22 protein-coding genes are annotated in these 23,147 nt (G+C 65.4%); 13 read left to right on the top strand and 9 right to left on the bottom strand.

Going from position 1 to position 23,147, the window contains the following annotated elements; genetic code table 11:
* Positions 1-4: 4 nt before the first annotated feature.
* From ACFC2Y_RS06050 to ACFC2Y_RS06060, 3 genes are all read left to right on the top strand, one after another.
* The gene (locus ACFC2Y_RS06050; RefSeq protein ID WP_375174149.1) at positions 5-2,986 is read left to right on the top strand and encodes a DNA translocase FtsK 4TM domain-containing protein; all 2,982 of its coding nucleotides are present in this window, start codon (positions 5-7) and stop codon (positions 2,984-2,986) included.
* A gap of 129 nt (positions 2,987-3,115) precedes the next feature.
* Positions 3,116-3,982: a hypothetical protein gene (locus ACFC2Y_RS06055; protein ID WP_375174148.1), complete on the top strand. Its 867-nt coding sequence runs from the start codon at positions 3,116-3,118 to the stop codon at positions 3,980-3,982.
* Between the two features lie 114 nt (positions 3,983-4,096).
* Positions 4,097-4,699, top strand: coding sequence for an outer membrane lipoprotein carrier protein LolA (locus ACFC2Y_RS06060; RefSeq protein ID WP_375174147.1), 603 nt, complete (start codon positions 4,097-4,099; stop codon positions 4,697-4,699).
* Positions 4,700-4,755: 56 nt separating this feature from the next.
* On the opposite strand, the gene ACFC2Y_RS06065 is transcribed toward ACFC2Y_RS06060, so the two are convergent.
* A complete protein-coding gene (locus ACFC2Y_RS06065) occupies positions 4,756-5,337 on the bottom strand; it encodes a transglycosylase SLT domain-containing protein (RefSeq protein ID WP_375174146.1) in 582 nt (193 codons plus the stop codon).
* 90 nt (positions 5,338-5,427) lie between these two features.
* Positions 5,428-6,309, bottom strand: coding sequence for an AEC family transporter (locus ACFC2Y_RS06070; RefSeq protein ID WP_375174145.1), 882 nt, complete (start codon positions 6,307-6,309; stop codon positions 5,428-5,430).
* A gap of 84 nt (positions 6,310-6,393) precedes the next feature.
* Here ACFC2Y_RS06070 and hspQ point away from each other — a divergent pair, with 84 nt between their 5' ends.
* Positions 6,394-6,720, top strand: a complete 327-nt coding sequence (gene hspQ / locus ACFC2Y_RS06075; RefSeq protein ID WP_375174144.1) for a heat shock protein HspQ — start codon at positions 6,394-6,396, stop codon at positions 6,718-6,720.
* 23 nt (positions 6,721-6,743) lie between these two features.
* On the opposite strand, the gene ACFC2Y_RS06080 is transcribed toward hspQ, so the two are convergent.
* The 3 genes from ACFC2Y_RS06080 to ACFC2Y_RS06090 all read right to left on the bottom strand — a co-directional run bounded on the left by ACFC2Y_RS06080 (position 6,744) and on the right by ACFC2Y_RS06090 (position 9,741).
* Complete coding sequence (locus ACFC2Y_RS06080; RefSeq protein WP_375174143.1) at positions 6,744-8,321, bottom strand: gamma-glutamyltransferase family protein; 1,578 nt, start codon at positions 8,319-8,321, stop codon at positions 6,744-6,746.
* 546 nt (positions 8,322-8,867) lie between these two features.
* Complete coding sequence (locus tag ACFC2Y_RS06085; protein ID WP_375174142.1) at positions 8,868-9,395, bottom strand: ATP-binding protein; 528 nt, start codon at positions 9,393-9,395, stop codon at positions 8,868-8,870.
* The gene (locus ACFC2Y_RS06090) at positions 9,385-9,741 is read right to left on the bottom strand and encodes an STAS domain-containing protein (RefSeq protein WP_375174141.1); all 357 of its coding nucleotides are present in this window, start codon (positions 9,739-9,741) and stop codon (positions 9,385-9,387) included. The genes ACFC2Y_RS06085 and ACFC2Y_RS06090 overlap by 11 nt, the downstream gene beginning before the upstream one ends.
* A gap of 86 nt (positions 9,742-9,827) precedes the next feature.
* Between ACFC2Y_RS06090 and ACFC2Y_RS06095 the strand changes: the two genes are divergently transcribed.
* From ACFC2Y_RS06095 to ACFC2Y_RS06110, 4 genes are all read left to right on the top strand, one after another.
* The gene (locus ACFC2Y_RS06095) at positions 9,828-11,000 is read left to right on the top strand and encodes a thiolase family protein (protein WP_375174140.1); all 1,173 of its coding nucleotides are present in this window, start codon (positions 9,828-9,830) and stop codon (positions 10,998-11,000) included.
* A gap of 78 nt (positions 11,001-11,078) precedes the next feature.
* On the top strand, positions 11,079-12,119 hold the full coding sequence (locus ACFC2Y_RS06100; RefSeq protein ID WP_375186123.1) for an alpha/beta hydrolase: 1,041 nt from the start codon (positions 11,079-11,081) through the stop codon (positions 12,117-12,119).
* A 37-nt stretch (positions 12,120-12,156) separates the two neighbouring features.
* Positions 12,157-12,528 (top strand): GFA family protein, encoded by a 372-nt coding sequence (locus tag ACFC2Y_RS06105; protein ID WP_375174422.1) that lies wholly within the window; start codon positions 12,157-12,159, stop codon positions 12,526-12,528.
* Between the two features lie 37 nt (positions 12,529-12,565).
* The gene (locus tag ACFC2Y_RS06110) at positions 12,566-13,210 is read left to right on the top strand and encodes an RluA family pseudouridine synthase (protein ID WP_375174138.1); all 645 of its coding nucleotides are present in this window, start codon (positions 12,566-12,568) and stop codon (positions 13,208-13,210) included.
* A 52-nt stretch (positions 13,211-13,262) separates the two neighbouring features.
* Here ACFC2Y_RS06110 and ACFC2Y_RS06115 read toward each other — a convergent pair whose 3' ends face one another.
* Both ACFC2Y_RS06115 and ACFC2Y_RS06120 read right to left on the bottom strand, forming a co-directional pair.
* A complete protein-coding gene (locus ACFC2Y_RS06115) occupies positions 13,263-14,294 on the bottom strand; it encodes a serine/threonine protein kinase (protein ID WP_375174137.1) in 1,032 nt (343 codons plus the stop codon).
* A gap of 123 nt (positions 14,295-14,417) precedes the next feature.
* Positions 14,418-15,863 (bottom strand): aldehyde dehydrogenase family protein, encoded by a 1,446-nt coding sequence (locus ACFC2Y_RS06120; protein WP_375174136.1) that lies wholly within the window; start codon positions 15,861-15,863, stop codon positions 14,418-14,420.
* A gap of 165 nt (positions 15,864-16,028) precedes the next feature.
* Between ACFC2Y_RS06120 and ACFC2Y_RS06125 the strand changes: the two genes are divergently transcribed.
* Together ACFC2Y_RS06125 and ACFC2Y_RS06130 are read left to right on the top strand one after the other, a co-directional pair.
* Positions 16,029-16,682 (top strand): peroxiredoxin, encoded by a 654-nt coding sequence (locus tag ACFC2Y_RS06125; RefSeq protein ID WP_375174135.1) that lies wholly within the window; start codon positions 16,029-16,031, stop codon positions 16,680-16,682.
* Positions 16,683-16,775: 93 nt separating this feature from the next.
* Positions 16,776-17,462, top strand: coding sequence for a DUF4336 domain-containing protein (locus ACFC2Y_RS06130; protein WP_375174134.1), 687 nt, complete (start codon positions 16,776-16,778; stop codon positions 17,460-17,462).
* Positions 17,463-17,465: 3 nt separating this feature from the next.
* On the opposite strand, the gene ACFC2Y_RS06135 is transcribed toward ACFC2Y_RS06130, so the two are convergent.
* Positions 17,466-18,506: an NAD(P)/FAD-dependent oxidoreductase gene (locus ACFC2Y_RS06135; protein ID WP_375174133.1), complete on the bottom strand. Its 1,041-nt coding sequence runs from the start codon at positions 18,504-18,506 to the stop codon at positions 17,466-17,468.
* Between the two features lie 60 nt (positions 18,507-18,566).
* On the opposite strand from ACFC2Y_RS06135, the gene mnmD reads away from it, so the two are divergent.
* Together mnmD and ACFC2Y_RS06145 are read left to right on the top strand one after the other, a co-directional pair.
* On the top strand, positions 18,567-19,247 hold the full coding sequence (gene mnmD / locus ACFC2Y_RS06140) for a tRNA (5-methylaminomethyl-2-thiouridine)(34)-methyltransferase MnmD (RefSeq protein ID WP_375174132.1): 681 nt from the start codon (positions 18,567-18,569) through the stop codon (positions 19,245-19,247).
* Positions 19,244-20,110 carry a DMT family transporter gene (locus ACFC2Y_RS06145; protein WP_375174131.1) on the top strand — a complete coding sequence of 289 codons (867 nt, stop codon included), beginning with the start codon at positions 19,244-19,246 and terminating at the stop codon, positions 20,108-20,110. The genes mnmD and ACFC2Y_RS06145 overlap by 4 nt, the downstream gene beginning before the upstream one ends.
* Here the strand turns inward: ACFC2Y_RS06145 and ACFC2Y_RS06150 are convergent.
* Complete coding sequence (locus ACFC2Y_RS06150; protein ID WP_375174130.1) at positions 20,075-22,081, bottom strand: lytic transglycosylase domain-containing protein; 2,007 nt, start codon at positions 22,079-22,081, stop codon at positions 20,075-20,077. The two genes, ACFC2Y_RS06145 and ACFC2Y_RS06150, sit on opposite strands and share 36 nt — an antisense overlap.
* 134 nt (positions 22,082-22,215) lie before the next feature.
* Between ACFC2Y_RS06150 and dapA the strand changes: the two genes are divergently transcribed.
* Complete coding sequence (dapA, locus tag ACFC2Y_RS06155; protein WP_375174129.1) at positions 22,216-23,091, top strand: 4-hydroxy-tetrahydrodipicolinate synthase; 876 nt, start codon at positions 22,216-22,218, stop codon at positions 23,089-23,091.
* The last annotated feature ends 56 nt before the right edge of the window (positions 23,092-23,147 follow it).

Consider the following 23,147-nt stretch of genomic DNA (forward strand, 5'->3'; position numbering starts at 1 on the left):
CAACATGGCATTCCAGACAAGAGGCGGTGACCCCCTGTTCGACAGTGATATGCAGGCGACGATAGAACGACGCGGCAAGGAATTGGCCGGGCTGATCCTCATGCTGGCTGGCGTCATGGCCGTCCTGCTGATCGCCTCCTACACGCCCGACGACCCCTCCTGGCTGTCCGCCCATGATGCGCCGGTTCAGAACTGGATGGGCCGGATCGGGGCTGCTATCGCCGCGCCCATGTTCATGGTCATCGGCGGCGGAAGCTGGGGCGTTGCCATCGTGATCCTTGCCTGGGGCCTGCGCCTGACCCTGCACATGGGCGCCGACCGCGCCGTCGGGCGGCTGATCTTCGCGCCGATCTGGATCGCCCTGCTGGCCGTATATGCCTCCACCATGGTCCCCGATCAGGACTGGTCGCATCGGTTCGGCATGGGGGGCCTCTTCGGCGATACGGTTCTGGGCACCGTCCTGGGCGTTGTCCCCGTCGGCCCCAGCCTGACGCTGAAGCTGATCGCCCTGGCGCTGGCCGGTCCGGTCCTCGCGCTTGGCCTTTATGTCACCGGCTTCTCCTTCCTCGAACTGCGCCGCATCGGGCGGTATCTGCTGGTCGGCATCATCATGCTTTATGTCCTGGCGGCCCGCGCCATCGGCAAGGGCGCGGTCGGAGCCCTGCATGGCGCCGCCAACCTCAAGGCGATGAACCGGGCCCGGATCGACCGCCGCCGCGACGCGGCGGCCGCCCCCGCCTATGGCACCGAGGACCCGCAGCAGCGATGGACCGACGCGGACGAGGAACACTGGGCCGCCCCGGAACCGACGCTCACCGCGTCGCGACCCTCCATGCTTGGGCAGATCCCCTCGCTGATCCGCCGCGCCGATCCCGAACCGGCCCAGATGCCCGAACCGGAACTGGTGGAGCAGGAGCCCCTCGCCTACAGGGGCGCGGAACCCTCCGCCCCCGGCAACGACCGCATCCGCGCCCGCATCGCCGAAGTCGTCCGCTCGCGCGGGGGCACCCCCGCGCAGGCCGCCGACCCGGCCCCTGTCCCCGCACAGGACAAACCGCTGACCCGTGGCCGTGGCCACGGCCCCCGTCCGCTGATCGCAGGCACCCCGGCGCGCAGCGAACCGCCGCTGACCGCCCCGGCCCCCGCCATGCCCGCGGAACCGCCCTTGACGGCCGCCCGCACCGCCGCCCCCGTTGCCGCGACACAACCCGCGATCCCCCCTGCCCCGCCGCAGCCACAGCACACGGACTGGCAGGAGGCGGACCACGACGCCGACTATGACCCCGGCTACGACAACGAGAACATGTTCCTGGAGGACGAGACGGAGGGCTATATGCAGACCGCCGCCCCCCAACCGGCCCCCGAACAGCGCCGCAGCGTGGTGCAGCACAGCCCGCGCAAGGCCATCGTCCCCTCCACCCGCGCCAAGCTTGAATCCCAGCCCAGCCTGCAGTTCGAAGATCCCCAGATCGACTATGAACTGCCGCCGCTGAGCCTGCTGGCCGATCCCAAGCATGTGGAACGTCACATCCTCAGCGACGAGGCGTTGGAAGAAAACGCGCGGATGCTGGAGAACGTCCTCGACGACTACGGCGTGAAGGGCGAGATTGTCAGCGTCCGCCCCGGCCCCGTCGTCACCATGTACGAGCTGGAACCCGCCCCGGGCTTGAAGGCCTCGCGCGTGATCGGCCTCGCCGATGACATCGCGCGGTCGATGTCGGCCCTCTCGGCCCGTGTGTCGACCGTGCCGGGCCGGTCCGTGATCGGCATCGAACTGCCGAACGAAAAGCGCGAGATGGTGTCGTTCCGCGAGATCCTCTCGACCCGCGACTATGGCGACGGCAACCAGAAGCTGCCCCTGGCCCTGGGCAAGGACATCGGCGGCGACCCGGTGGTCGCCAACCTGGCCAAGATGCCCCACCTGCTGATCGCGGGGACCACCGGCTCGGGGAAGTCCGTGGCGATCAACACGATGATCCTGTCGCTGCTCTACAAGCTGACACCGGATGACCTGCGCCTTGTGATGATCGACCCGAAAATGCTGGAACTGTCGGTCTACGACGGCATCCCGCACCTGCTGTCGCCGGTCGTAACAGACCCTAAAAAGGCCGTTGTGGCCCTGAAATGGGTCGTTGGCGAGATGGAAGAGCGCTATCGCAAGATGTCCAAGATGGGCGTCCGCAACATCGACGGCTACAACTCCCGCGTGGCCGATGCGCTGTCCCGGAACGAGATGTTCAGCCGCACCGTCCAGACCGGGTTTGACGACGACACCGGCGAGCCGGTCTTCGAGACCGAGGAATTCGCGCCCCGGAAGATGCCCTATATCGTCGTCATCGTCGACGAGATGGCCGACCTGATGATGGTCGCGGGCAAGGAGATCGAGGCCTGCATCCAGCGTCTGGCGCAAATGGCGCGGGCGTCGGGCATCCACCTCGTCATGGCGACGCAGCGCCCCTCCGTCGACGTGATCACCGGCACGATCAAGGCGAACTTCCCGACCCGGATTTCCTTCCAGGTGACGTCGAAGATCGACAGCCGGACGATCCTGGGCGAAATGGGGGCCGAACAGCTGCTTGGCATGGGCGACATGCTCTATATGGCCGGCGGGTCCAAGATCACCCGCTGCCACGGCCCCTTTGTCAGCGATGAAGAGGTCGAGGAGGTCGTGAACCACCTCAAGGCCTTTGGCCCGCCCGATTACGTCGGCGGCGTCGTCGAAGGACCGGACGACGAGAAGGCCGATGATATCGACCTTGTCCTGGGCCTCAACACCGGCGGCAATACGGACGGGCAGGATGCGCTGTATGATCAGGCGGTGGCGATTGTCGCCAAGGATCGCAAATGCTCCACCTCCTACATCCAGCGGAAACTGGGCATCGGTTACAACAAGGCCGCCCGATTGGTCGAACAGATGGAAGAGAACGGCCTCGTCACCCCGGCCAACCATGTCGGCAAGCGCGAGATCCTGGTGCCGGAGCAATAAGGCACCACACCGGATGCACCTTCGAACAGGGCGCGGCAGACAGGCCGCGCCCTTCGTATTTGATTTGATGGCCCCGCTTGCCTACCGTTGCGTCAATTTTGACGATGGTATTTCAGGGTGGAGGTTTCCATGGCACGATTTCTCGCAGCCGTATTCTGGCTGATCAGTCTTACATCAACGGCAGTTTCACAGGAGTATTCCATCTCCGGACCGGACACTGCGGGCATCCGGCAAGGCATCGAGGTGACCTGGACAGCCCCCGACGCCAAGGGCGGCATCATCGAGATCCACCCCCTGGGCGAGAACACCCGCCGCGTCGGCTATGCCTACATCAAACAGTCGCCCCAGACCGTCGAGGCGCCGGAAGAGCCGGGCAATTACGAACTCCGCCTGATCTTCGACAGGGAAACCAAGGCCAGCACGCCGCTGACGGTCGAAATGGTCACCGCCACGTTGGACGCTCCGCCGACCTCGGACGCAGACCCGGCGCGCGCCGCCGGAATCATCTCCGGCCTGACCGCCGTGAACCTCGCCCGGACACCGATCGCGCAATCCGTCGCCCTGTCGGCCCAGGATATGTCTGCCGTCACCGGCAACCGCGTGCTGATCCTGATCACCGATGGCGAAGAAACCTGCGATGGCGACCCCGCCGCCGCGATTCAGGCGCTGCGGGCTGCGGGCCATGACATCCGCGTCAATATCGTCGGCTACGCGATCGAGGATGCCAACCTCGCCCGGACCTTCGAAAGCTGGGCCGCCGCGGGGGGCGGGTCCTATTTCGACGCCGCCGACGCCCAGGCCCTGGGGGCGGCAATGGTCGCCGCAACCGCCCCGCCCTTCCGCGTCCTCGACAGCACCGGCCAACCCGTCGGTTCCGGCATCGCGGGCGATCCGCCCCTGACCCTGATGCCGGGCGACTACACCGTCCGCATCGGCGGGCAGGACATTGCTACCACGGTCCGGTCCAACGAACACACTACGGTGTCGGCCCAATAGGGCCGCATCAAAGGGTGTTGCGAGGGCAAATGTTTCGATCCGCCCCGAAACGATGAGCGAGTTGTGAGCAGGCGCTACTGGAACAGCGCGGTGCAAAGCCCTAACTCTGTCCACATGAAACCGCTTCGCCTCCTGGCCGCCACGGCCCTGACTGTCACCCTCGCCGCGCCTGCGGCCTGGGCCGACAAACTGTCGCTGGACACCCTGTCCGGCTATCTCAACAACATGCGGACCGCGCAGGCCAAGTTCACCCAGATCTCGGGCGATGGCACTGTTTCGACCGGCACGCTGTACCTCCAGCGGCCGGGCAAGATGCGGTTCGAATATGACCCGCCCAACAAGTCGCTGGTGATCGCCGATCACGGCGCGGTCGGTATTTTCGATCACAAGGGCGACGCCGAGCCGGAGCAATACCCCCTCAACAAGACCCCGCTCAGCATCATTCTGGCCGACAACGTGAACCTCGGTCAGGCCAACATGGTGACCGACCACCGCGAAGACGGCCCCTCGACCATCGTGCGCGCGCAGGATCCGAAAAACCCCGAGTACGGGTTTATCGAACTGGTTTTCACTCCCGACCCGGTCGAGTTGCGCCAATGGGTGGTGCATGACGATGGCGGCGGGACCACCACCGTCGTACTGGGCGACATGCGGACCGGGATCAGCCTGGCCAGCCGCCTGTTCGACTTCAACGATGGACGCATCCGGGAGAAGTGATCAGCGCCCAGTGCCAGGCGCCCGATGTTCAGCGCCCGGCGACCAGCGCCAGTTGATCAGCGGTGACGGCAGTTCTGCAGCTGGACCCGGTACACTTCTGCCCGCGCGGCGACACGGCCCGCCACGGCGACCAGCCAGGACTTAGCCTTCCAGGTGCCCCGGGCATAGCCGGTGTGACCATCGTGATAGGCAAGATACTGGTTGTAGGTATCTGACAGCGGGATCCCCAGCTTGTCGCGGGTTTTGGTCATGTACCAGCCCATGAAATCCGTGGCGTCATTGATATTCGTCCGCCGCGCCCCGCGATTGCCCGTCTCCTTGAGGTAATCCCCCCAGGTTCCGTCCAGCGCCTGACTGTACCCGTAAGCCGAGGACTGGCGCCCCATCGGAATGACGCCCAGCGCATAGCGATGCGGGGTCCGGGCGCGCCCGTCGAATTTGCTCTCCTGATGGATCATCGCCATCATGACATGGGTCGGCACGCCCCACTTGCGCTCCACCTTGCGGAAGGCGCGCGCATAGGGCTTGCGCTCCGCCAGCAGCAGGCATGCGTTGTCAAGATTTCTCGGCGTCCCTCTCGGTCCGCCACAGGATGCCACGATCAAAAAGATCAACACGGCGCCAAGCGCTCGTTTCATCTGCTCTAGCCTCGTATCAATGTGTCTGACGCACGTTTTGCCGGACCATAGCAAATTCGCCCTCCCGGGTGAACTCACAAATTGGCGTGATCAGAGCAGGACAGCCAGCAGAACCGGCAGAACAACTACCGACAAAAGCGTCGAGACGACGACAAGCCCGGCCACCGCCTGCGACTCCGCCCCGTATTTCTCCGCCAGCAAATAGGAGGTCACCGCCACCGGCGTCGCGACCTGCAGGACCAGCACCGCAAAGGCCGTATCATCCAGATTGAAAAGCCGCCCCACGCCCCAGGCCACCGCAACGCAGAGCACCACCTTGGCCACCGACATCACCGTCGCCATGGCGATGCTGCCGGGCGAGAGCCGCGCCACCGCCACGCCGAGGGTGATCAGCATCAGCGGGATCGCCAGCTGTCCAATCAGCTCCAGTGTATTCGTCAGAAAGACCGGGGTCTGCCAGTCCTGCCACAGGAAGACGCCGCCCAGCACCGTGCCCCAGACCAGAGGCTCCTTCAGCGCCTTCAAGGCCGATCCTCCGCCCGACACGATCCAGATGCCGTAGGTGAAGGACCAGATCGCCATGACCGCAAAGACGACCACCGCATAGCTCAGCCCCGTCTCGCCAAAGGCGAACAGCGCCAGCGGCAGACCCAGGTTGCCGGTGTTGCCGAAGACCAGCGGCGCCTGGTAGGTCCGCTGGCTCCTGCCCGCGACCCAGAGGATCGCCGCCACCACCAGGGTCAGCCCCCCATAGGCCACGACGGAGGCCAGCGACAACGCCGTCAGCGCCGCCGGATCAATCTGCGCCTTCATCAGCGCCACGAAAATCAGGCAGGGCACGGAGAGCGTCATGGCGAGGCGCGTGACGAACTCCACCCGGTATTCGAACCCCGCCTTGACCCAGACAAAGCCCACGGCGGCCAGCAGGAAGACGGGTGCCACGATTTCAAGCACTGTAAAGGCAAGTTCCACAGAGTGTTTCCTTAATTTCCCGTTACTTTATTGGACATCTGCATGATCATATTGGTAATAGTTCCTCAAAGGGGCTGAAGACCGATGCTGAAGACACGCGCCAAATATCATTTGGGTCAGGTGGTGCGCCACCGGAAACACCCGTTCCGGGGTGTCGTCTTTGATGTGGACCCGGAATTCAACAACACCGAGGAATGGTACGCCGCCATCCCGGAAGAAGCCCGCCCCTCGCGCGAGCAGCCGTTCTACCATCTTCTGGCCGAAAACGACAAAAGCTACTACGTGGCCTATGTCTCCGAACAGAACCTGATGGCGGATTATTCCGGCGAACCGGTCGACCATCCTGACATCCCCGATCTCTTCGGTCCGTTCCAGGACGGCGCCTATCCGCTGCATTTCCAGCTGAACTGACGCCCGCCCCCGGGGCTCTGCCCCTAATACCCGATTGCACAACCGTCCTTGCGCGGGTCCGACCCGGCCTCAAGGAACCCGTTGTCGTGAATGCGGATCGCCTGGGCCCCGCCGATCGCCTCCTCCGGCACTTCGACCCTGTGCCCCATATCGGACAGCTGCTGCAGGACCTCCGGCGCGTAGCCTCGTTCGACGTTCAGCTGATCCGCTAGGGCAAAGCTGCGCGGTGCGTCGATGGCGGCCTGCGGGTCCATGTCGAAATCCACGATATTGGACATGAATCGCGCGTGGCCATTGGCCTGATAGGCCCCGCCCATCACGCCGAAGGGCATCACGACCCGCCCCCCCTGCTTCAACATGCCCGGGATGATCGTGTGCATCGGCCTCTTGCCCGGCCCCATCTCGTTCGCATGTCCCAGAACCAGCGAGAACCCCGACCCGCGGTTCTGCAGCAGAGTCCCGAATTTCTCCGTCGCGATGCCGGAGCCGAAGCCGCGGAAGATCGAATAGATCAGCGACACCGCCATGCGGTCGCGGTCCACGACGGTGATATAGATCGTGTCCCTGTGCACCTGTTCGGCCAGCGTGCCGAGGGTCGCTGTGGCGGCCTTCGGATTGATCAGCGCGGCCAGCCTGATACCGGTTTGCGGGTCCAGCATGTGATCCAGCCGGGTCATGTGATCGGGATCGGAGAGGAACCGGTTGCGTGCATCATAGGCCAGCCGGGTCGCTTCCGCCTCGATATGGGCACGCTCCGCCGCGAAGGGGTCCATCCCGGCAATGTCGAACTGCGCGAGGATATGCGACAGCAGAATCGCCGTGGCCCCCTGCCCGTTCGGCGGATGCTCCCATAGCTCCGTCCCGCGATAACTGCCACTGACGGGGGTTGTCTGCGTCCCCTCGTGCCGCGCGAGATCGTCCAGCTGATGCGGGCCGCCAAGGTTCTGAAGCGTGTCGACGATATCCTCCGCCACCTCCCCCTCGTAAAAGGCCCTGGCCCCGTCCCGCGACACACGGCGGAGGATTTCCGCCTGACCCGGCAGGCGCAACACGTCACCCGCCCGGGGTATCCGCCCCCAGGGCAGGTAATGGCGTCGCGCGGTTTCCCCCAGGGCGAAGGCCTTGACGCCATAGTCCCAGACGACGCGGGCCGCCATCGGCACGCCTGTCTCCATATGGTGGATCGCCGGGGCCAGAACCGCGTCCAGATCGCGCCGTCCCCAAAGCTCATGCATCCGGCAGAACCCCTCCACCGCGCCGGGGATGGTCACGGCCAGCGGATCTTCGGGCGGCACGGCAGTCAGCCCACGGTCGCGCAGCACCTGCGGATCGGCCCCCGCAGGCGCACGGCCGGAGCCGTTGTAGCCAGCGATCTCCTCGCTCCCGGCCGGTTTGACCAGGGCAAAGCAATCGCCGCCGAGCCCTGTCATCGGCGGCTCGCACAGCCCCATGACCGCCGCCCCGGCAATCGCCGCGTCCATGGCATTGCCGCCCTCCTGCAAGGTCCGCACGGCGATCTGCGCCGCCAGAGGATGAGAGGTGGCACAGGCCCCCTGTTCCGCCCAGACGGACGACCGGCCCGGCACATGAAAATCACGCATGATAGCTCCCCCTGTCCTGGTCCGGGCATCCTAGAACCGGGAGCAGGAGAATGAACAGCCTTCGTTCGGGCAGAGTTGGACGTGCCAAGCAGTCGACATTCACTGGTAAGGCATATTCTTCAATAGCTTAAGTGACCAAAATGAAAGACTTGGACCGATCGGCACGACGCCCTTGCATTAACGCACTGCCCGCCCGACTGCCCCATGAGGGCACGACGGACGATGACCGGAAAGTGCGCAGACACTGGCGCACATTCTCCGCCGTTTATCGGCAGGCCGCATCTGATTTTGGGGGGAGTAGACCTCGGCGCCGCGCACTGGGTGGGGGCTGAATTGACGCGACGCCGAGGGAAGCCATGCAGCTACGAGACACTGTATCGCTTCGGTTTCAGGCGCTGGTTGGGAGTGTTTCAGGCTTTTTCTGGGTTTATGACGGTTCGGATGGAAACACTGCGCCACAATTACCGGGATCGGGGGTAAATCCGGGACAATTGGTGCGAATTTCCGCACAAATCCTAGAGTGGGCGCGGATCGTTTCCAGAACGGCTACGCATCGCCCTCACTTGCGGCAAAAAAGTTTTCGACCGGCTCTCCGACGATCATGCGGAAGGTCAGGATATTCACCCCACCTTCGCGTCGATAGACGATATTTCGGGCCAGTCCGGCGATCAGGAACCAGCCGAATCCCCCCTCTGGCACGATGGCGGCATGGTCCGCCGCGCACTTGCCCAAGTTCAGCGGCATCCGCCCATCCGGCATTTCCCGTCCGGAATCAGCGATCCGCACGTGCAGACCCCTGGGGCTCAACGTCCACCACAGCTGGATCTCACCCCCCGGCTCACCCGCATAGGCATGTTCGACGATATTGTTCAGCGCCTCCGCCAGGACCAGTTCGACCGACCCCAGCTCCTCGATCGTCAGCCCCTGATCCGCCAGTTGCGCGACCACCTGCGCCAGGGCCTGCCGCACGGCGATCGAGTCCGCCCGCAGGACCAGCGCAGGTGGTTCACCTCGCACGGCCAGGCGACCCTGCCCCATCGGCGCGCCGGAGGTCGCCATTCCGCTAGCAGCCATGATGACAGGCCGTTTCGACAGAACCGTGAATGGCAAAGACTGTATCCATCCGGGTCAGCCGAAAGACGCGGTCGACATTCGGCATCAGATCGGCCAGCTCCAGTTTCGCCCCCTCCGGCAGCTGTTTCATCGCGCTGACGATGGCACCCAGCCCGCTGGAATCGATAAATTCGACCTCGCCCAGGTCCAGCACCACGCGGCCCCGCGCCTGATCCGTCAATTCCCGCATCCGATCCTTGAACCGGATCGCGACCGCCGCGTCGATCCGGGGTTCGCGCACATGAATCACGAGGCAGGGATCCGGCCCCGCCGACGTATCCTGCACCTGCTCTGCCGTGAGGTTCATGAAAGCCTCCACTCCGGTCACATCGCGGAAAGCCTAGACGCCAATCCTTACCATCCGGTATTCAGGCGCAAAGAATGGAGAATACTATGCAAGACGTCGTTATCGTGGGTGCATCGCGCACCGCCATGGGGGGATTCCAGGGGGCTTTCGACGGGGTCGAGGCCGCGACCCTGGGCGGCACCGCCATCCGCGCCGCGCTGGAAAATGCCGGCAATCCCAAGGTGGACGAGGTCCTGATGGGCTGCGTCCTGCCGGCAGGACAGGGTCAGGCCCCCGCGCGCCAGGCCGGGTTCGCCGCGGGCCTGGGCGAAGAGGTCCCGGCCACAACGCTCAACAAGATGTGCGGGTCGGGCATGAAGGCCGCGATGATGGCCTGGGATCGCCTTGCCCTCGGTCAGGCCGATGTCATGGTCGCCGGCGGGATGGAGAGCATGTCCAACGCCCCCTACATGCTGCCCAAGATGCGCGGCGGCGCGCGTCTGGGTCATGCGGAGGTCAAGGATCACATGTTCCTCGACGGGCTGGAAGATGCCTATGACAAGGGCCGCCTTATGGGCACCTTCGCCGAGGACTGCGCCGAGGCCTTTCAGTTCACCCGGGAGGCCCAGGACGACTACGCCCTGAAATCGCTGTCCAACGCGCTGGAGGCGCAGAAATCCGGGGCTTTCGACGGCGAGATCACGCCGGTGACGCTGCAGACCCGCAAGGGCGAGGTCATCATTGGCGAGGATGAACAGCCCGGCACCGCCCGGCCCGAAAAGATCCCGCACCTCAAGCCCGCCTTCCGCAAGGACGGCACGGTCACGCCCGCCAACTCCTCCTCGATCTCCGACGGGGCGGCGGCGCTGATCCTCGCCTCCGGCACGGCGGCGGAGGCCCAGGGCCTGCCCGTCCGCGCCCGCATCCTGGGCCACGCCAGCCATGCCCAGGCCCCCGCGCTCTTCCCCACGGCCCCGGTGCCCGCGGCGCAAAAGCTGCTCGACCGCCTCGGCTGGACGAAGGACGACGTGGACCTCTGGGAGGTGAACGAGGCCTTCGCCGTCGTCCCCATGGCCTTCATGCATGAAATGGGCCTCAGCCGCGACGTGGTGAACGTCAACGGCGGCGCCTGTGCCCTGGGCCATCCGATCGGGGCCTCCGGCGCGCGGATCATGGTCACCCTGCTGAACGCGCTGGAAAAGCGCGGGTTGAAACGCGGCGTCGCGGCGATCTGCATCGGCGGCGGCGAAGGGACGGCCATCGCGATAGAACGGGTCTGACTGGGGAATTTCCCCTAGTCCCGGCCCCTTTCCCCACCTAACCTGCCCGCAAGACACTCGGGTTCGGAAGGGATGGTGATGGGGAAACTGGCGCTGATCGGGGGGCTCCTCCGCGTCCTGGGTCCGACCTGGATTGCGCGTGCAACCTATCGCGGAAAGCTGGACGTGGTGGACGGACGCGCCATCGACCCCAAGGCCAAGGCGGCGGGCGATCTGGTCAACATGCTGCGTGACATCAACGTCATGCCCCCGTTGGAGGAAAGCCGCGCCCAGCTCGACATGATGGCGACCAAGTTCGACCAGCCCTGCCCGGCGGATGTGATCACACGCGACATCACCCTCCCCGGCCTGACCGGGGGTCGCGCCGCCCGCCTCTATGTTCCGGCCGGGGGGGATCCGATGGCTGGCCAGCCAACGCTGCTGTACTTGCATGGCGGGGGCTGGGTTCAGGGCAGCTTGACCAGCCACCATTCCCTGTGCGGCAAACTGGCGAAACAGGGCAATCTCCGCGTGATCTCCTACGATTACGTCCTGGCGCCCGAACATAAGTTCCCCGCCGCGTCGGATGACATACTGATGGTCTACAAGGCGCTGCTGGACGGTACCGGGGGGCTGGGCGTTCAGCCCGACAGCCTGATCGTCGGGGGCGACAGCGCGGGCGGCAATCTGACCGCCGCGCTGATGCATGACCTCTCCGGCGCGGGTCTGCCGCTGCCTGCGGGACAATTGCTGATCTATCCGGCGGTGGATGGGCGCATGACCTCCCGCTCCATTCAGGCGCTGGCGCAACAGCCTCTGCTACCGAAAAGCCGGATCGGCTGGTTCCTGGATCTCTATCTGCCGGAGGGGCAGGATCGGCAGGACCCGCGCTTTTCCCCGCTCTTCTCCGATCACCTGGCGGGCCAGCCCCCGGCGTTGATCCTCGCGGGCGGGCATGATCCGCTCTATGACGACGGGGTCAGCTATGCCGCGGCGCTGCGCGAGGCCGGGGTCGAGGTACAGCTGATCGAATACGAGGGGCAGGTTCACGCATTTCTGTCTCTAACCAAGGCGATTCCGCAGGGGCGGGAGGCCATCGCTCGCTGCGCCACATGGCTCCGTCAGCGCCTCGGGACGTGACCCGCACCGCCCATCACCACCAGAAAGAGAGGTCATGATGCACAAGGGAAGCTGCCTCTGCGGCGCCTGCCGCTTCACCGTCGAAGGCCCGGTCCAGGGCCCCTCCGTCTGCCATTGCAGCCAGTGCCGCAAGATGTCGGGCCACTGCTGGTCCTCCGCCTATGCACCGGAGAGCCGGATCGCGATCGACGGCCCGGTCGCATGGTTCGAGGCTTCCGCCACGGCGAAACGCGGCTTCTGCCCGACCTGCGGGTCCTCGCTGTTCTGGAAGGCGCATGACGAGGACACAATGAGCTTTGCCCTGGGCGCGCTGGACGGGGCGACCGGGATCACGCTGGAGAAACATATCTTCACCGCCGACAAGGGCGATTATTACGAGATCAAAGACGGGTTGCCGCAAAAACCCTGACCATTCCGTTCCGCGTCACAGCGCGGTATGGCGGGGCATGAGCGATTATTGCCCCCCCGACACGCCCCTTGCGGTGATCCACGAGGATCACGAGATCCTGCTGGTCGACAAACCCGCCGGCCTGCTGTCGGTGCCGGGCAAGGGCGAGCATCTGGCGGATTGCCTGCTGACCCGGGTGCAGGCGGCCTTTCCGACCGCGCTGCTGGTGCACCGACTGGATCGCGACACCTCCGGCGTGATGGTCTTTGCCCTTACCCCCCATGCGCAGCGCCACCTTGGCCTGCAGTTCGAACACCGCCGCACCAAGAAGACCTATGTCGCCCGTGTCGCCGGGCATCTGGAACCGCGCAAGGGCACGGTCGATCTGCCGCTGATCGTCGACTGGCCGAACCGGCCGAAGCAGATGGTGGATCATGAAAACGGCAAACCCGCCCAGACCGACTGGCGCGTCCAGCGCTATGGCGAGGGGGAAACGCGGGTTCGGCTGATGCCCCGCACGGGCCGGTCGCATCAATTGAGGGTGCACATGCTGGCCCTGGGCCACCCGATCCTGGGGGATCCCTTCTATGCGGAGGGAGAAGCGCGGGACCATCCCCGGCTGATGCTGCATTCCGAAGAACTGCGCCTGCTGCATCCCGATGGCGGGGTCGGTATGAGCTTCAAGGCCCCTGCGCCCTTCTGAGGCGGGGGGACTGAGGCTCTGTCCCGCGCCCGCGGCGCCCCCCCCGAAGACGTTAGGGCCGCAGGTAGCGGTCCGTCAGGTTACGACGCGTGGAGAGGATCGGTGTTGTTATGGCGCGCTGGTCCGGATGGGCCGAGAGATGCGCCTCCACCTCATCCATGCGATTGGCGGCGATGAGCGACAGCAGAGCCTCGTCCACCTGCCCCGTCGCATCGCGCGGCAGCGCGGCCACCGGGTGCAGGTGATCCGGCAGTCCCTCTGGCAGATCGGCGCGCAGCGTGGCTTCGTCCACCTGCGTTTCGACAAAGGTGTAAAGGCCGACCCCCTTGCCGGGCAGGGAAAAGGCGCAGGTGAAATGGCCCGTCACATCGGGCCGATCCAGCGCCCGGGCAATCGCGGGTCCGTCACGCTCCACCCTATCCTCGGTGCCTTCGCCATCCGACCAGTTCATCAGCCGCCGCGTCACGAAATTATACAGCGGCTTGGCCGTCGCCATCCAGATCCGCGCGGGCAGGGCCTTGCGGTTCAGCATTCTGTGTTCGGCAGGGGTCAGCAGATCCGGCGCATAGGCGCGTTTCTGTTTCAGCAGGTGGCGCAGATCCTCGCGCGCCATGGTGCGGAAAAGAACCCCGCGAAACCGATGGACGGAGGCGAGCTGGAAGTCGATCACTTCGGCCCGCCCGTCGGGGGTCATCAGCCAGTTCTGCGGCTTGGCGATGTCGTTATGGGTCACGCCCCGCCGCCGCATCTCGCGCAGCAGCCGCTTGGCGCCGCGGTAGAAGGTTGGATCGGCAGGCTTCGCCAGCTGCAGCGGCGTGCCTTCGGACCAGTCGCGAAGGATGCCACGCCGATCCGCGCGCAACAGCACCGGGCAGCCCGCGATCCCCTGCACCGCCCGCAGCGCGCGGGCCTCCCGCCGGGCGAGAAACTGGGCAATCGGCCGCGACCAGAGCGGCAGATCCTCCAGCCGACGATAGGCGACCCGACGATCCGGCTGACCTTCAAGATGGCCTGAAACAGTCTCTGAAAACGCATCGCGCTTCAGGACGGTCACGGGCACGAAAGGGGGCAGCGGATCACTCACCGAGGGGCCTCTGGTTGCGGCGGTCCCGCGGGATGTAGCAGGCCCCGCCCGGGCGGAAAAGAAAAAGGCGCGGAGGGTACCGCGCCTTTCCCGTTCTTTGGTCCCGATCTGAGAAGGGCTCGATCAGGCCGTCTTGGCATCCCAGCCCGACACGGCCTTCACTTCCATGAAGTCCTCGAGGCCCCAGACGCCGCCTTCGCGGCCCCGGCCCGACATCTTCATCCCGCCAAAGGGCGACCCGGCCCCGCGCGGCTGGCCGTTCATCTCCACCATGCCGGAGCGGAGCGACAGGGCCATGGTATTGGCCTTTTCGCCATCGGTGGTCTGGACATAGTTGGTCAGGCCATAGGGCGTGTCATTGGCAATCTCGATCGCCTCTTCCATTGTGTCGAAGGGCATGATCGTCAGCACCGGGCCAAAGATCTCCTCGCGCGCGATGGTCATCTGGTTGTTCGCATCGGCAAAGACCGTGGGTTTGACAAAGAACCCGCGGTTCATCCCCTCCGGACGACCGGTGCCGCCGGCCACCAGCCGCGCGCCTTCGTCGATCCCCTTCTGGATCAGGTCCTGGATCTTGTTGAACTGCGATTCATTGACGACCGGGCCGATGTGGCGACCGGACTCATGCGCCGATCCCACGGTGATCGCGCTGGCCACCGCCGCCGCCTCTTCGACCGCCGCATCGTAACGGTCGCGCTGGACCAGCATACGCGAGGGGGCGTTACAGCTTTGCCCGGAGTTGTTCATCATATGCATGACGCCGCGCTTGACCGCCTTGTCGTCCGCATCGGCGAAGATCACGTTGGCGCCCTTGCCGCCCAGCTCCAGATGCACCTTCTTGAGGCTGTCCGCCGCATTCTTGGTGATTGCGATCCCGGCGCGGGTCGACCCGGTGAAGGAGACCATGTCCACATCCGGATGCCCGGTCAGCGCCGTGCCCACACCCATGCCGTCGCCGTTGACGAGGTTGAAGACACCGGCCGGAACACCCGCCTCGTCCATCATCTCGGCAAAGAGCAGGGCGTTGAGCGGGCTTTCCTCCGACGGTTTCAGCACCATGGTGCAGCCGGCGATCAGGCCCGCGATCACCTTGAGCGTGACCTGGTTCATCGGCCAGTTCCAGGGCGTGATCATCGCGCAGACGCCGAAGCCCTCATAGACGATCCGGTCGTTCGGGGCGTGATCGCCAAGCGGGCGGACAAATTCAAAATTCTTGGCCGCCTTGATGAAATTCTTGGTGTGGGCGAAACCAGCCCCCCACTGCTGCGTCTTCGCCATGTCGATCGGCGCGCCCATCTCCATGGAAATCGCGGCGCCCATGTCGTCCTGACGGGAGGCGTAGATTTCCAGAAACTTCTCGCACAGCGCGATCCGCTCGGACGGGTCCTTCTTCATCCAGGCCGGGAAGGCGGCCTTGGCAGCCGCGACGGCCTTGTCCACATCGGCGGCGGAGCCGAGGGAAATCACCGCGCAGGGCTCTTCGGTGGAAGGGTCGATGACGTTCAGGTCATTCGGCGTCACCGGGTCGACCCACTCTCCGTTGATATAGAATTGGCGTTTCTCGATCATCTTTCTCTCCCGTTTGATGCGGTTGGTTTTCCGCGATGCGGATACCAGTCCCGCAGAATCCGCGCCACTCTGTCACTCCGCCCATGTCGTGGCAAGACGAGGGGGTGCAAAACCGATGTGCGGTATCTAGATAAGTCGCAACGCTCATTTACCAAGGAGGCACAGATGGCCCTGCGCATCAATGATACCATTCCCGATCTGACCGTCGAAACCGATCAGGGGACCCTCAACCTGCATGACTGGATCGGCGACAGCTGGGCGATCCTGTTTTCCCACCCCAAGGACTTCACCCCGGTCTGCACGACCGAATTCGGCGCCGTGGCACAACTGTCCGACGAATGGGCCAAGCGGGGCGCCAAGGTGATGGGCATTTCCGTCGACGGTGTCGAGGATCACAAGAAATGGAAAGGCGATATCGAGGCCTTTGGCGGCGCGACGGCGGGCTTTCCCATCATCGCGGACAATGACCTCAAGGTCGCCAAGGCGCTCGACATGCTGCCCGCCGATGCCTACCTGCCCGATGGCCGCACGCCGGCGGACAGCGCGACCGTCCGCTCCGTCTTTATCATCGCGCCGAACAAGAAGGTGCAGCTGATGATGACCTATCCGATGACGGTCGGCCGCAACTTTGCCGAGGTGCTGCGCGCCCTCGACGGACTGCAGCGCACCTATGAACAGCCCCTCGCCACGCCCGCCAACTGGGAAACCGGGCAGGACGTGATCGTGGCCCTCGCCCTGGACGACGCCGCGGCGGAGGCGAAATACGGCACGCTGGACAAGAAGCTGCCCTACCTGCGCTTTGCCAAGAACCCTGGCTGATCAAAAAACAGTCTCTGAACCAGCGAAATGCGCGTCTACTCTGGCGCGCATTTTGCGTTTCGGTCTAGGCTTCGGGCGAACAGGAGGCCCCCCATGCTGCAATCCTTCGGACCCGAGATCTGGATCAATGACGGCCCCGTGGTCGATGGCATGGCGGGGTTTCACTATCCCACGCGCATGGCGGTCATCCGCCTGTCCACCGGCGACCTCATCCTCTGGTCCCCGACTGCGCTGACCAATGATCTGCGCGGGGAGATCGAGGCCCTCGGCCCGGTGCGCCACATCATCGCGCCGAATGTCTTGCATCACATGTCCCTGCCCGACTGGCACACCGCTTATCCCGAGGCGCTGGTCCATGCCATGCCGGGTGTCGCCGAGAAACGGCCCGAGGTGCGCTTCGCCTCCGACCTGGGCGAGACGCCGCATCTGGCCTGGGCCGGAGAGATTGACCAGGTCATCCTGCCCAATTCCATCGCGGACGAGGCGGTCTTCTTTCACCGCAACAGCGGCACGGTGATCTTCACCGACCTGCTGCAGAACCTGCCCGCAACCTGGTTCACCGGCTGGCGGCGGCTGGTTGCCCGCATGGATCTGATGACCGGCGATCTCCCGCGCGTCCCCCGCAAATTCCGCATGGCCCTGCGCCCCAAGGCGATCGTGCGTGCGCGGCTGGACCAGATCCTCGACTGGCCCGCGCAGCGTGTCCTGATGGCCCATGGGACGCCCGTCACCGAACATGCGCGGGAGTTTCTGCGCGGCGCCTTCGCCTGGCTCAAATAGACCCTATTTTGGCCAAAGAGCCTCCGCGCGGAAATCCTCCGGCACTATATCGCGCCCCTCCAGCATCAGATCGGCCATGACCTCCGCCACCTTGGGGGCCATGCCGAAGCCGATCTTGAATCCGCCGTTTGCAATGAAATGCCCCGGCCGCCCGGGCCAGGCCCCCAGCATCGGCGCACGCGACCGGGACCGGGGGCGCACACCGGCCCATCTCTCGATCACCGGGGCATCTGCCAGGGCGGGCACGGCGGCGCGGGCGGCGGCGATCACCTCGTCCAGCGCCGCATCGGTCGAGGTCGGGTCGCCATACTCCCGCTCGCTGGTTGACCCGATGGCGACAGTGCTATCCGCATGGGGCACCACATGCACACCATCGGCAAAGACCTGCGGCACCGGCCCGGCGTCATAGTCCAATAGCGCGGCCTGACCCTTCACGCCGACACCGATCATGCACCCGACCTCTGCACTCATCTCCTCCAGCCCGGCGATGCCGGTGGCATGGAGGATCACCCCCTCCTCGGAACCCTCCGTGACAATCTCGCCACCCAGGGCCCGCACCGCCGCCGCCAGCGCAAGACAGGCTTTGCGCGGATGCATCCGTGCGCTGAGTGTATCGTGGACGTAAAGCCCGGTTGGCGAGAGCGGGGCGAACTCTCCACCATCCTCCACAACGCGCCACTCGGCCTTGTCCCCCCACAGCTCCGCCGCCGTGATTTCCCGCCCCCGGGCCAGAGCCACGGCACGCTCATCGGCCAGCGGCTGCACCCGGCCCAGACGACCATATCCGGCAGAAAGCCCTGATTCAGTCTCTATATCGGCCCACCAATCCGCTGCCATCAAAAGGCTGTCCAGCTGGAACTGTTTCTTCGCGGTCCAGTTCTCCGGCACATGCGGCGCCAGCGCCCCGACCAGCCCGCCGGAGGACCCGGCACCGGGGCCAAACGGGTCGATCACCCGCACTTTCGCCCCCCGCCGCGCACAGGCCCAGGCGATGCCCAGACCAAAGGCCCCGGCCCCGCGCACGGTCACGTCGATCCTTGTCATCCCCTGGCCCCCACTGCATTCTGCCCTGACCCGCCTGAGCGGTATCTAGAGGTTTCCACCATGTCCGGCCAGAGCGACGGCCCCCATCAACCCGAGCTGACCTGGCGCGAGGGCAAGACCCCCGTGTCGACCCGTTTTGACGACCCCTATTTCAGTCTCGAGAACGGGTTGGCGGAAACCGAATACGTCTTTCTCACCGGCAACGACCTGCCCGCCCGCTTTGCCCCCGGTTTCCATGTCGCCGAACTGGGGTTTGGCACCGGCCTCAACCTGCTGGCCACACTGCGCGCCTGGCGCGGCACTGGCATCGACGGCCCCCTGCGGTTCACCACATTCGAGGCCTACCCCATGGCCCCCGACGACATGATCCGTGCACAGAGCGAATTTCCCGAAATGGCTAATTTAGTGACTGAACTGGGCCCCTATTGGGGGGCGGAGGAGATCACCTTGCCGGACCTTCACCTGACCATCATCACCGGCGATGCGCGCACCACCCTGCCCCAATGGCAGGGTCGGGCCAATGCCTGGTTCCTCGACGGATTCGCCCCCGCCAAGAACCCCGAACTCTGGAACGACGACCTGATGCAGGCGGTGCATGATCACACCGCCCCGGGTGGCACCGCCGCCACCTATACCGCCGCGGGCCACGTTCGACGCGCCCTCGCAACCGCGGGGTTCGAGGTGACGCGCCTGCCCGGCTTTGGCCGCAAGCGCCACATGACCCGGGCGACCCGCCCATGACCGAACAGAACACCCGCCTTGGCATCCTGCTGATGATCGCGACGACGCTGGTCTTTGCGGCGCAGGACGGTATTTCCCGTCTGCTGGCCGCCGATTACCCCGTCCTGATGATCGTGATGATCCGCTACTGGTTCTTCGCACTTTTTGTCATGGCCCTGGCCGCCCGCAAGGCCGGGGGGCTGGCCAGCGCCGCACGCACCCGGCAGCTGCCATTGCAGATCTTTCGTGGCGCGCTGCTGGCGGCAGAGATCTGCGTGATGGTCCTCGCCTTCGACCGTCTCGGGCTGGTGGAAACCCACGCCGTCTTTGTCAGTTACCCGCTGCTGGTCGCCGCCTTCTCCGGCCCGATCCTGGGCGAAAAGGTCGGCTGGCGGCGCTGGTCCGCGATCGGCGTCGGCTTCCTTGGTGTGATGATCGTTCTGCGGCCCGGGGCCGGTGTGTTTTCCCCCGACGCGCTGCTGCCCTTCGCCGCCGCGCTGATGTTCGCGATCTACGGGCTGATGACGCGCTATGTCTCGCGTCAGGACAGCTCTGCCACGTCGTTCTTCTGGACGGGGGTGACCGGCGGCATCCTGATGACCGCCGTCGGCATCTGGAGCTGGACGCCCATGACGCCGACCGCCTCTCTCTGGATGGGGCTGCTTTGCCTGACCGGCGCGACCGGGCATTACCTGCTGATCCGCACCTACGAGGTGGCAGAGGCCAGCGCGGTGCAGCCCTTCGCCTATTTCCAGCTGGTCTTTGCCGCGCTCATCGGGATGATCTTCTTTGGCGAAACCATCCGTGCCAATGTTGCCATCGGCGCCGCCATTGTAATCCTGGCCGGCCTATTCACCCTGTGGCGCGAACGGCGCCAGGGTTGAACCTGTCAGCTCCGCGCTGAAGGGGATCGGCAAGGGTGCCTTCCCAAGGCGGGCGCGGTAGATCGGCAGGCTCTCGGCCACGCGCTGGACATAGTTGCGCGTCTCCCGGAACGGGATCAGTTCGACCCAGTCAACAGGGTCTATTCCGCCCAAACTCGGGTCGCCATTGATCGCCGACCAGTCCGAGGCACGCTTTGGCCCGGCGTTATATCCGACCGACACCAGCATGATATTGCCGCGGTAGTCCTCCGCCAGCTCTGCCAGATAGGCGGAGCCGAGCCGGGCGTTATAGGCCCAATAGCCCAGACGTTCGGTCAAGTTCTCTGTATCGCCCACGACCTTGCCCATGGCCGCCGCCGTGCGCGGCATCAGCTGCATCAGCCCCCGCGCCCCGACATGCGAGGTGACCGAAGGGTCGAACTCGCTCTCCCGCCGCGCGATGGCGAGGGCCAGTTCAGGTGCGACCGGCAGCTCCATCTCCATCAGCGGGTGCAGGGCGTAGTAGTGCCGGGGCAGGACGATGCCACGCTGCGCCGCCTCCTTGCCCAGCATGACCTCCAGATGCGGATCGCCCGCCTCCTCCACCATGCGTCCAAGGCTCATCAGGGTTGCCGGATCGGCGGTCTCTGCCATGTGGCGCAGGAACCGCTCCGCCTCGTAATTGACCCCGGCAGAGCGGAACAGCATCACCGCCGCGCGCAGATCGCTATCGGCCAGCGCCGTTTCCTGCCATGGCGCGCCCTGGGCCTGACCGGCAAGATCCGTGTCAAAGGGCATCCCGGCTTTCTCCGCCGCCAGCAACCCGTAGAAGGACGACTGCTGCGTGCCCCCCTCCCGATAGGCCACCTGCGCGGCGTCGGTCTGGCCCATGGCCTCCAGCGCGCGACCGCGCCAATAGCCCGCCCGGCCTAGGGAGATCGGGGTCTGCACCCCCTCCTGCAACCGGTCAAAGTGGTGCAACGCCAGCTCCGGGTCCTTCAGGTAGCGCAGGGCGAGGTAGCCGGACAGCCATTCCAGATCGGCATAGTCGCCCCCCTCGGTCAGCTGGTGGCGCGAGGCAATCTTATAGGCCCGCTCCGCGCTGCCGGTCCGCATCTCCTCCCGCGCGAAGGCGCGCCGGTAGTGCGCCCATTTGTCCGGATACCCCAGACCGCCCGGAATCAGGCTCTGTTCCAGCAGAAGTTCCACCGCCTCATCCCGCAGACCGGCCTTGATCCTCCAGATGAACCGGTCATGCGCCAGACCGGGATCGGCGCGCAGCGCCTGTGGCACGGCGTCGATCAACGCATTGACGCCCTCGTCCTGGTTTTTCAGCGCCAGCCGCGCCCGCGCCAGCCGGGCATGGTCCGAACTGACCAGCGCGATCATCCGTTCGGTGTCGCCCTCCCGCCCGGACCAGATCGACTGCGACAGCCGGGCTTCGTGATGCGGCGCCAGCAGCTTGCCATAACGCGCGACAAAGGCCTCATGCGTCGCCTCGTCCAGATCCAGCGTGCGCCAGGCCAGCACGATGGTCGCCTCGGCCTCGCCGACCTGCCCTGAGGCCTCCAGCGCGCGGGCATATTGCAGCGCGCCCTCGCCCGTGGTCGGCGTGTGATCGGCAAAGAAGGCCCGCACCTGCGCCTCGCTGGCGGAGGCGAAGGCCCCCTCGCTGCGGCGCTTGAGGTAATCGAGCCCGGGCCAATGCGCATTGGTGTCGAGGAAATCCAGAACCTCCTGCGCGTTACCGGCCGCGCTACGCAGCCGCATCCAGCGCAGGATATCTACCGCAACCGGTCCGTCGCGGTCGGCCAATGCCATCGCCTGCGTCCAGCGGTCCTCCCGCGCCGCCTCAAGGGCCGAGGCCAGCGGGCGCGGCGCGATCTCTGCCAGGGGGCGGTCACGGGCCGTTGCCTCGACCCCGGAGGGCAGCAGAAACCCGGAAAGGATCAGGGCCGGAACCAACCGTCCAAGTCGCACTATCGCTTGCATTTCCCCTGCCAAACCGGAATAGACACGGAACGACTGTAAACAAGCCCTGCGCGCGCTCAAGACACATCGGCGTCAGTAGCGGGGATCCGCAACCGGGACGGCCTCTGCCACCCGCCACACGAAAGGAGCGTGTCATGTTTCACGGGTCAATTCCCGCCCTCGTCACGCCGTTCAAGGACGGCGAGTTGGATCTTGAGTGCCTCAAGAAACTCGTGGACTGGCATGTCGATCAGGGCTCCAACGGCCTTGTTCCCGTCGGCACCACGGGTGAATCCCCCACGCTGTCCATGCGCGAGCACGAAATCGTCGTGGAAAAGGTCGTCGAATTCGCTGCCGGCCGCCTCCCCGTCATCGCCGGGGCCGGGGCCAACAACACCGCCGAAGGCGTGCGCCTGATCAAGCACGCGGCCGAGGTCGGCGCCGATGGCGCGCTGGTCGTGACGCCCTATTACAACAAACCGACGCAGGCAGGCCTGATCGCGCATTTCACCGCGATGCATGATGCCGCGGATATTCCGATCATCATCTACAACATCCCGCCCCGCTCGGTCATCGACATGACGCCCGACACCATGGGCGAACTGGCCAAACTGCCCCGCATCGTCGGGGTCAAGGACGCCACGGCAAAACTGGACCGGGTCGCACTCCAACGGATCACCTGCGGCAAGGAGTTCATCCAGCTGTCGGGCGAGGACGGCACTGCCGTCGGCTTCAATGCCATGGGTGGGGTCGGCTGTATCTCCGTCACCGCGAATGTCGCACCGAAGCTCTGCGCCGAAATGCAGGCCGCCTGTGCCGCGGGCGACTACAAGACCGCACTCGACTATCAGGACCGACTGATGCCCCTGCACGAGGCCATCTTCATCGAACCGGGTCTCTGCGGTGTGAAGTTCGCCATGTCGGAACTCGGCCTGTGCGCCGAGGAGGTCCGCCTGCCGCTGCTGCCGGTCAGCGACCCGACCAAGGAAAAACTGCGCGCCGGGCTGCGCCACGCGGGCCTGTTGAACTGATATCTGTCATGCCCCGGAGCAGGTCCGGGGCCTCGACGGTCAGTCATTAACGGCGA

The sequence above is a fragment of the Pseudooceanicola sp. genome (assembly GCF_041987405.1).
Lineage (GTDB): Bacteria > Pseudomonadota > Alphaproteobacteria > Rhodobacterales > Rhodobacteraceae > Pseudooceanicola.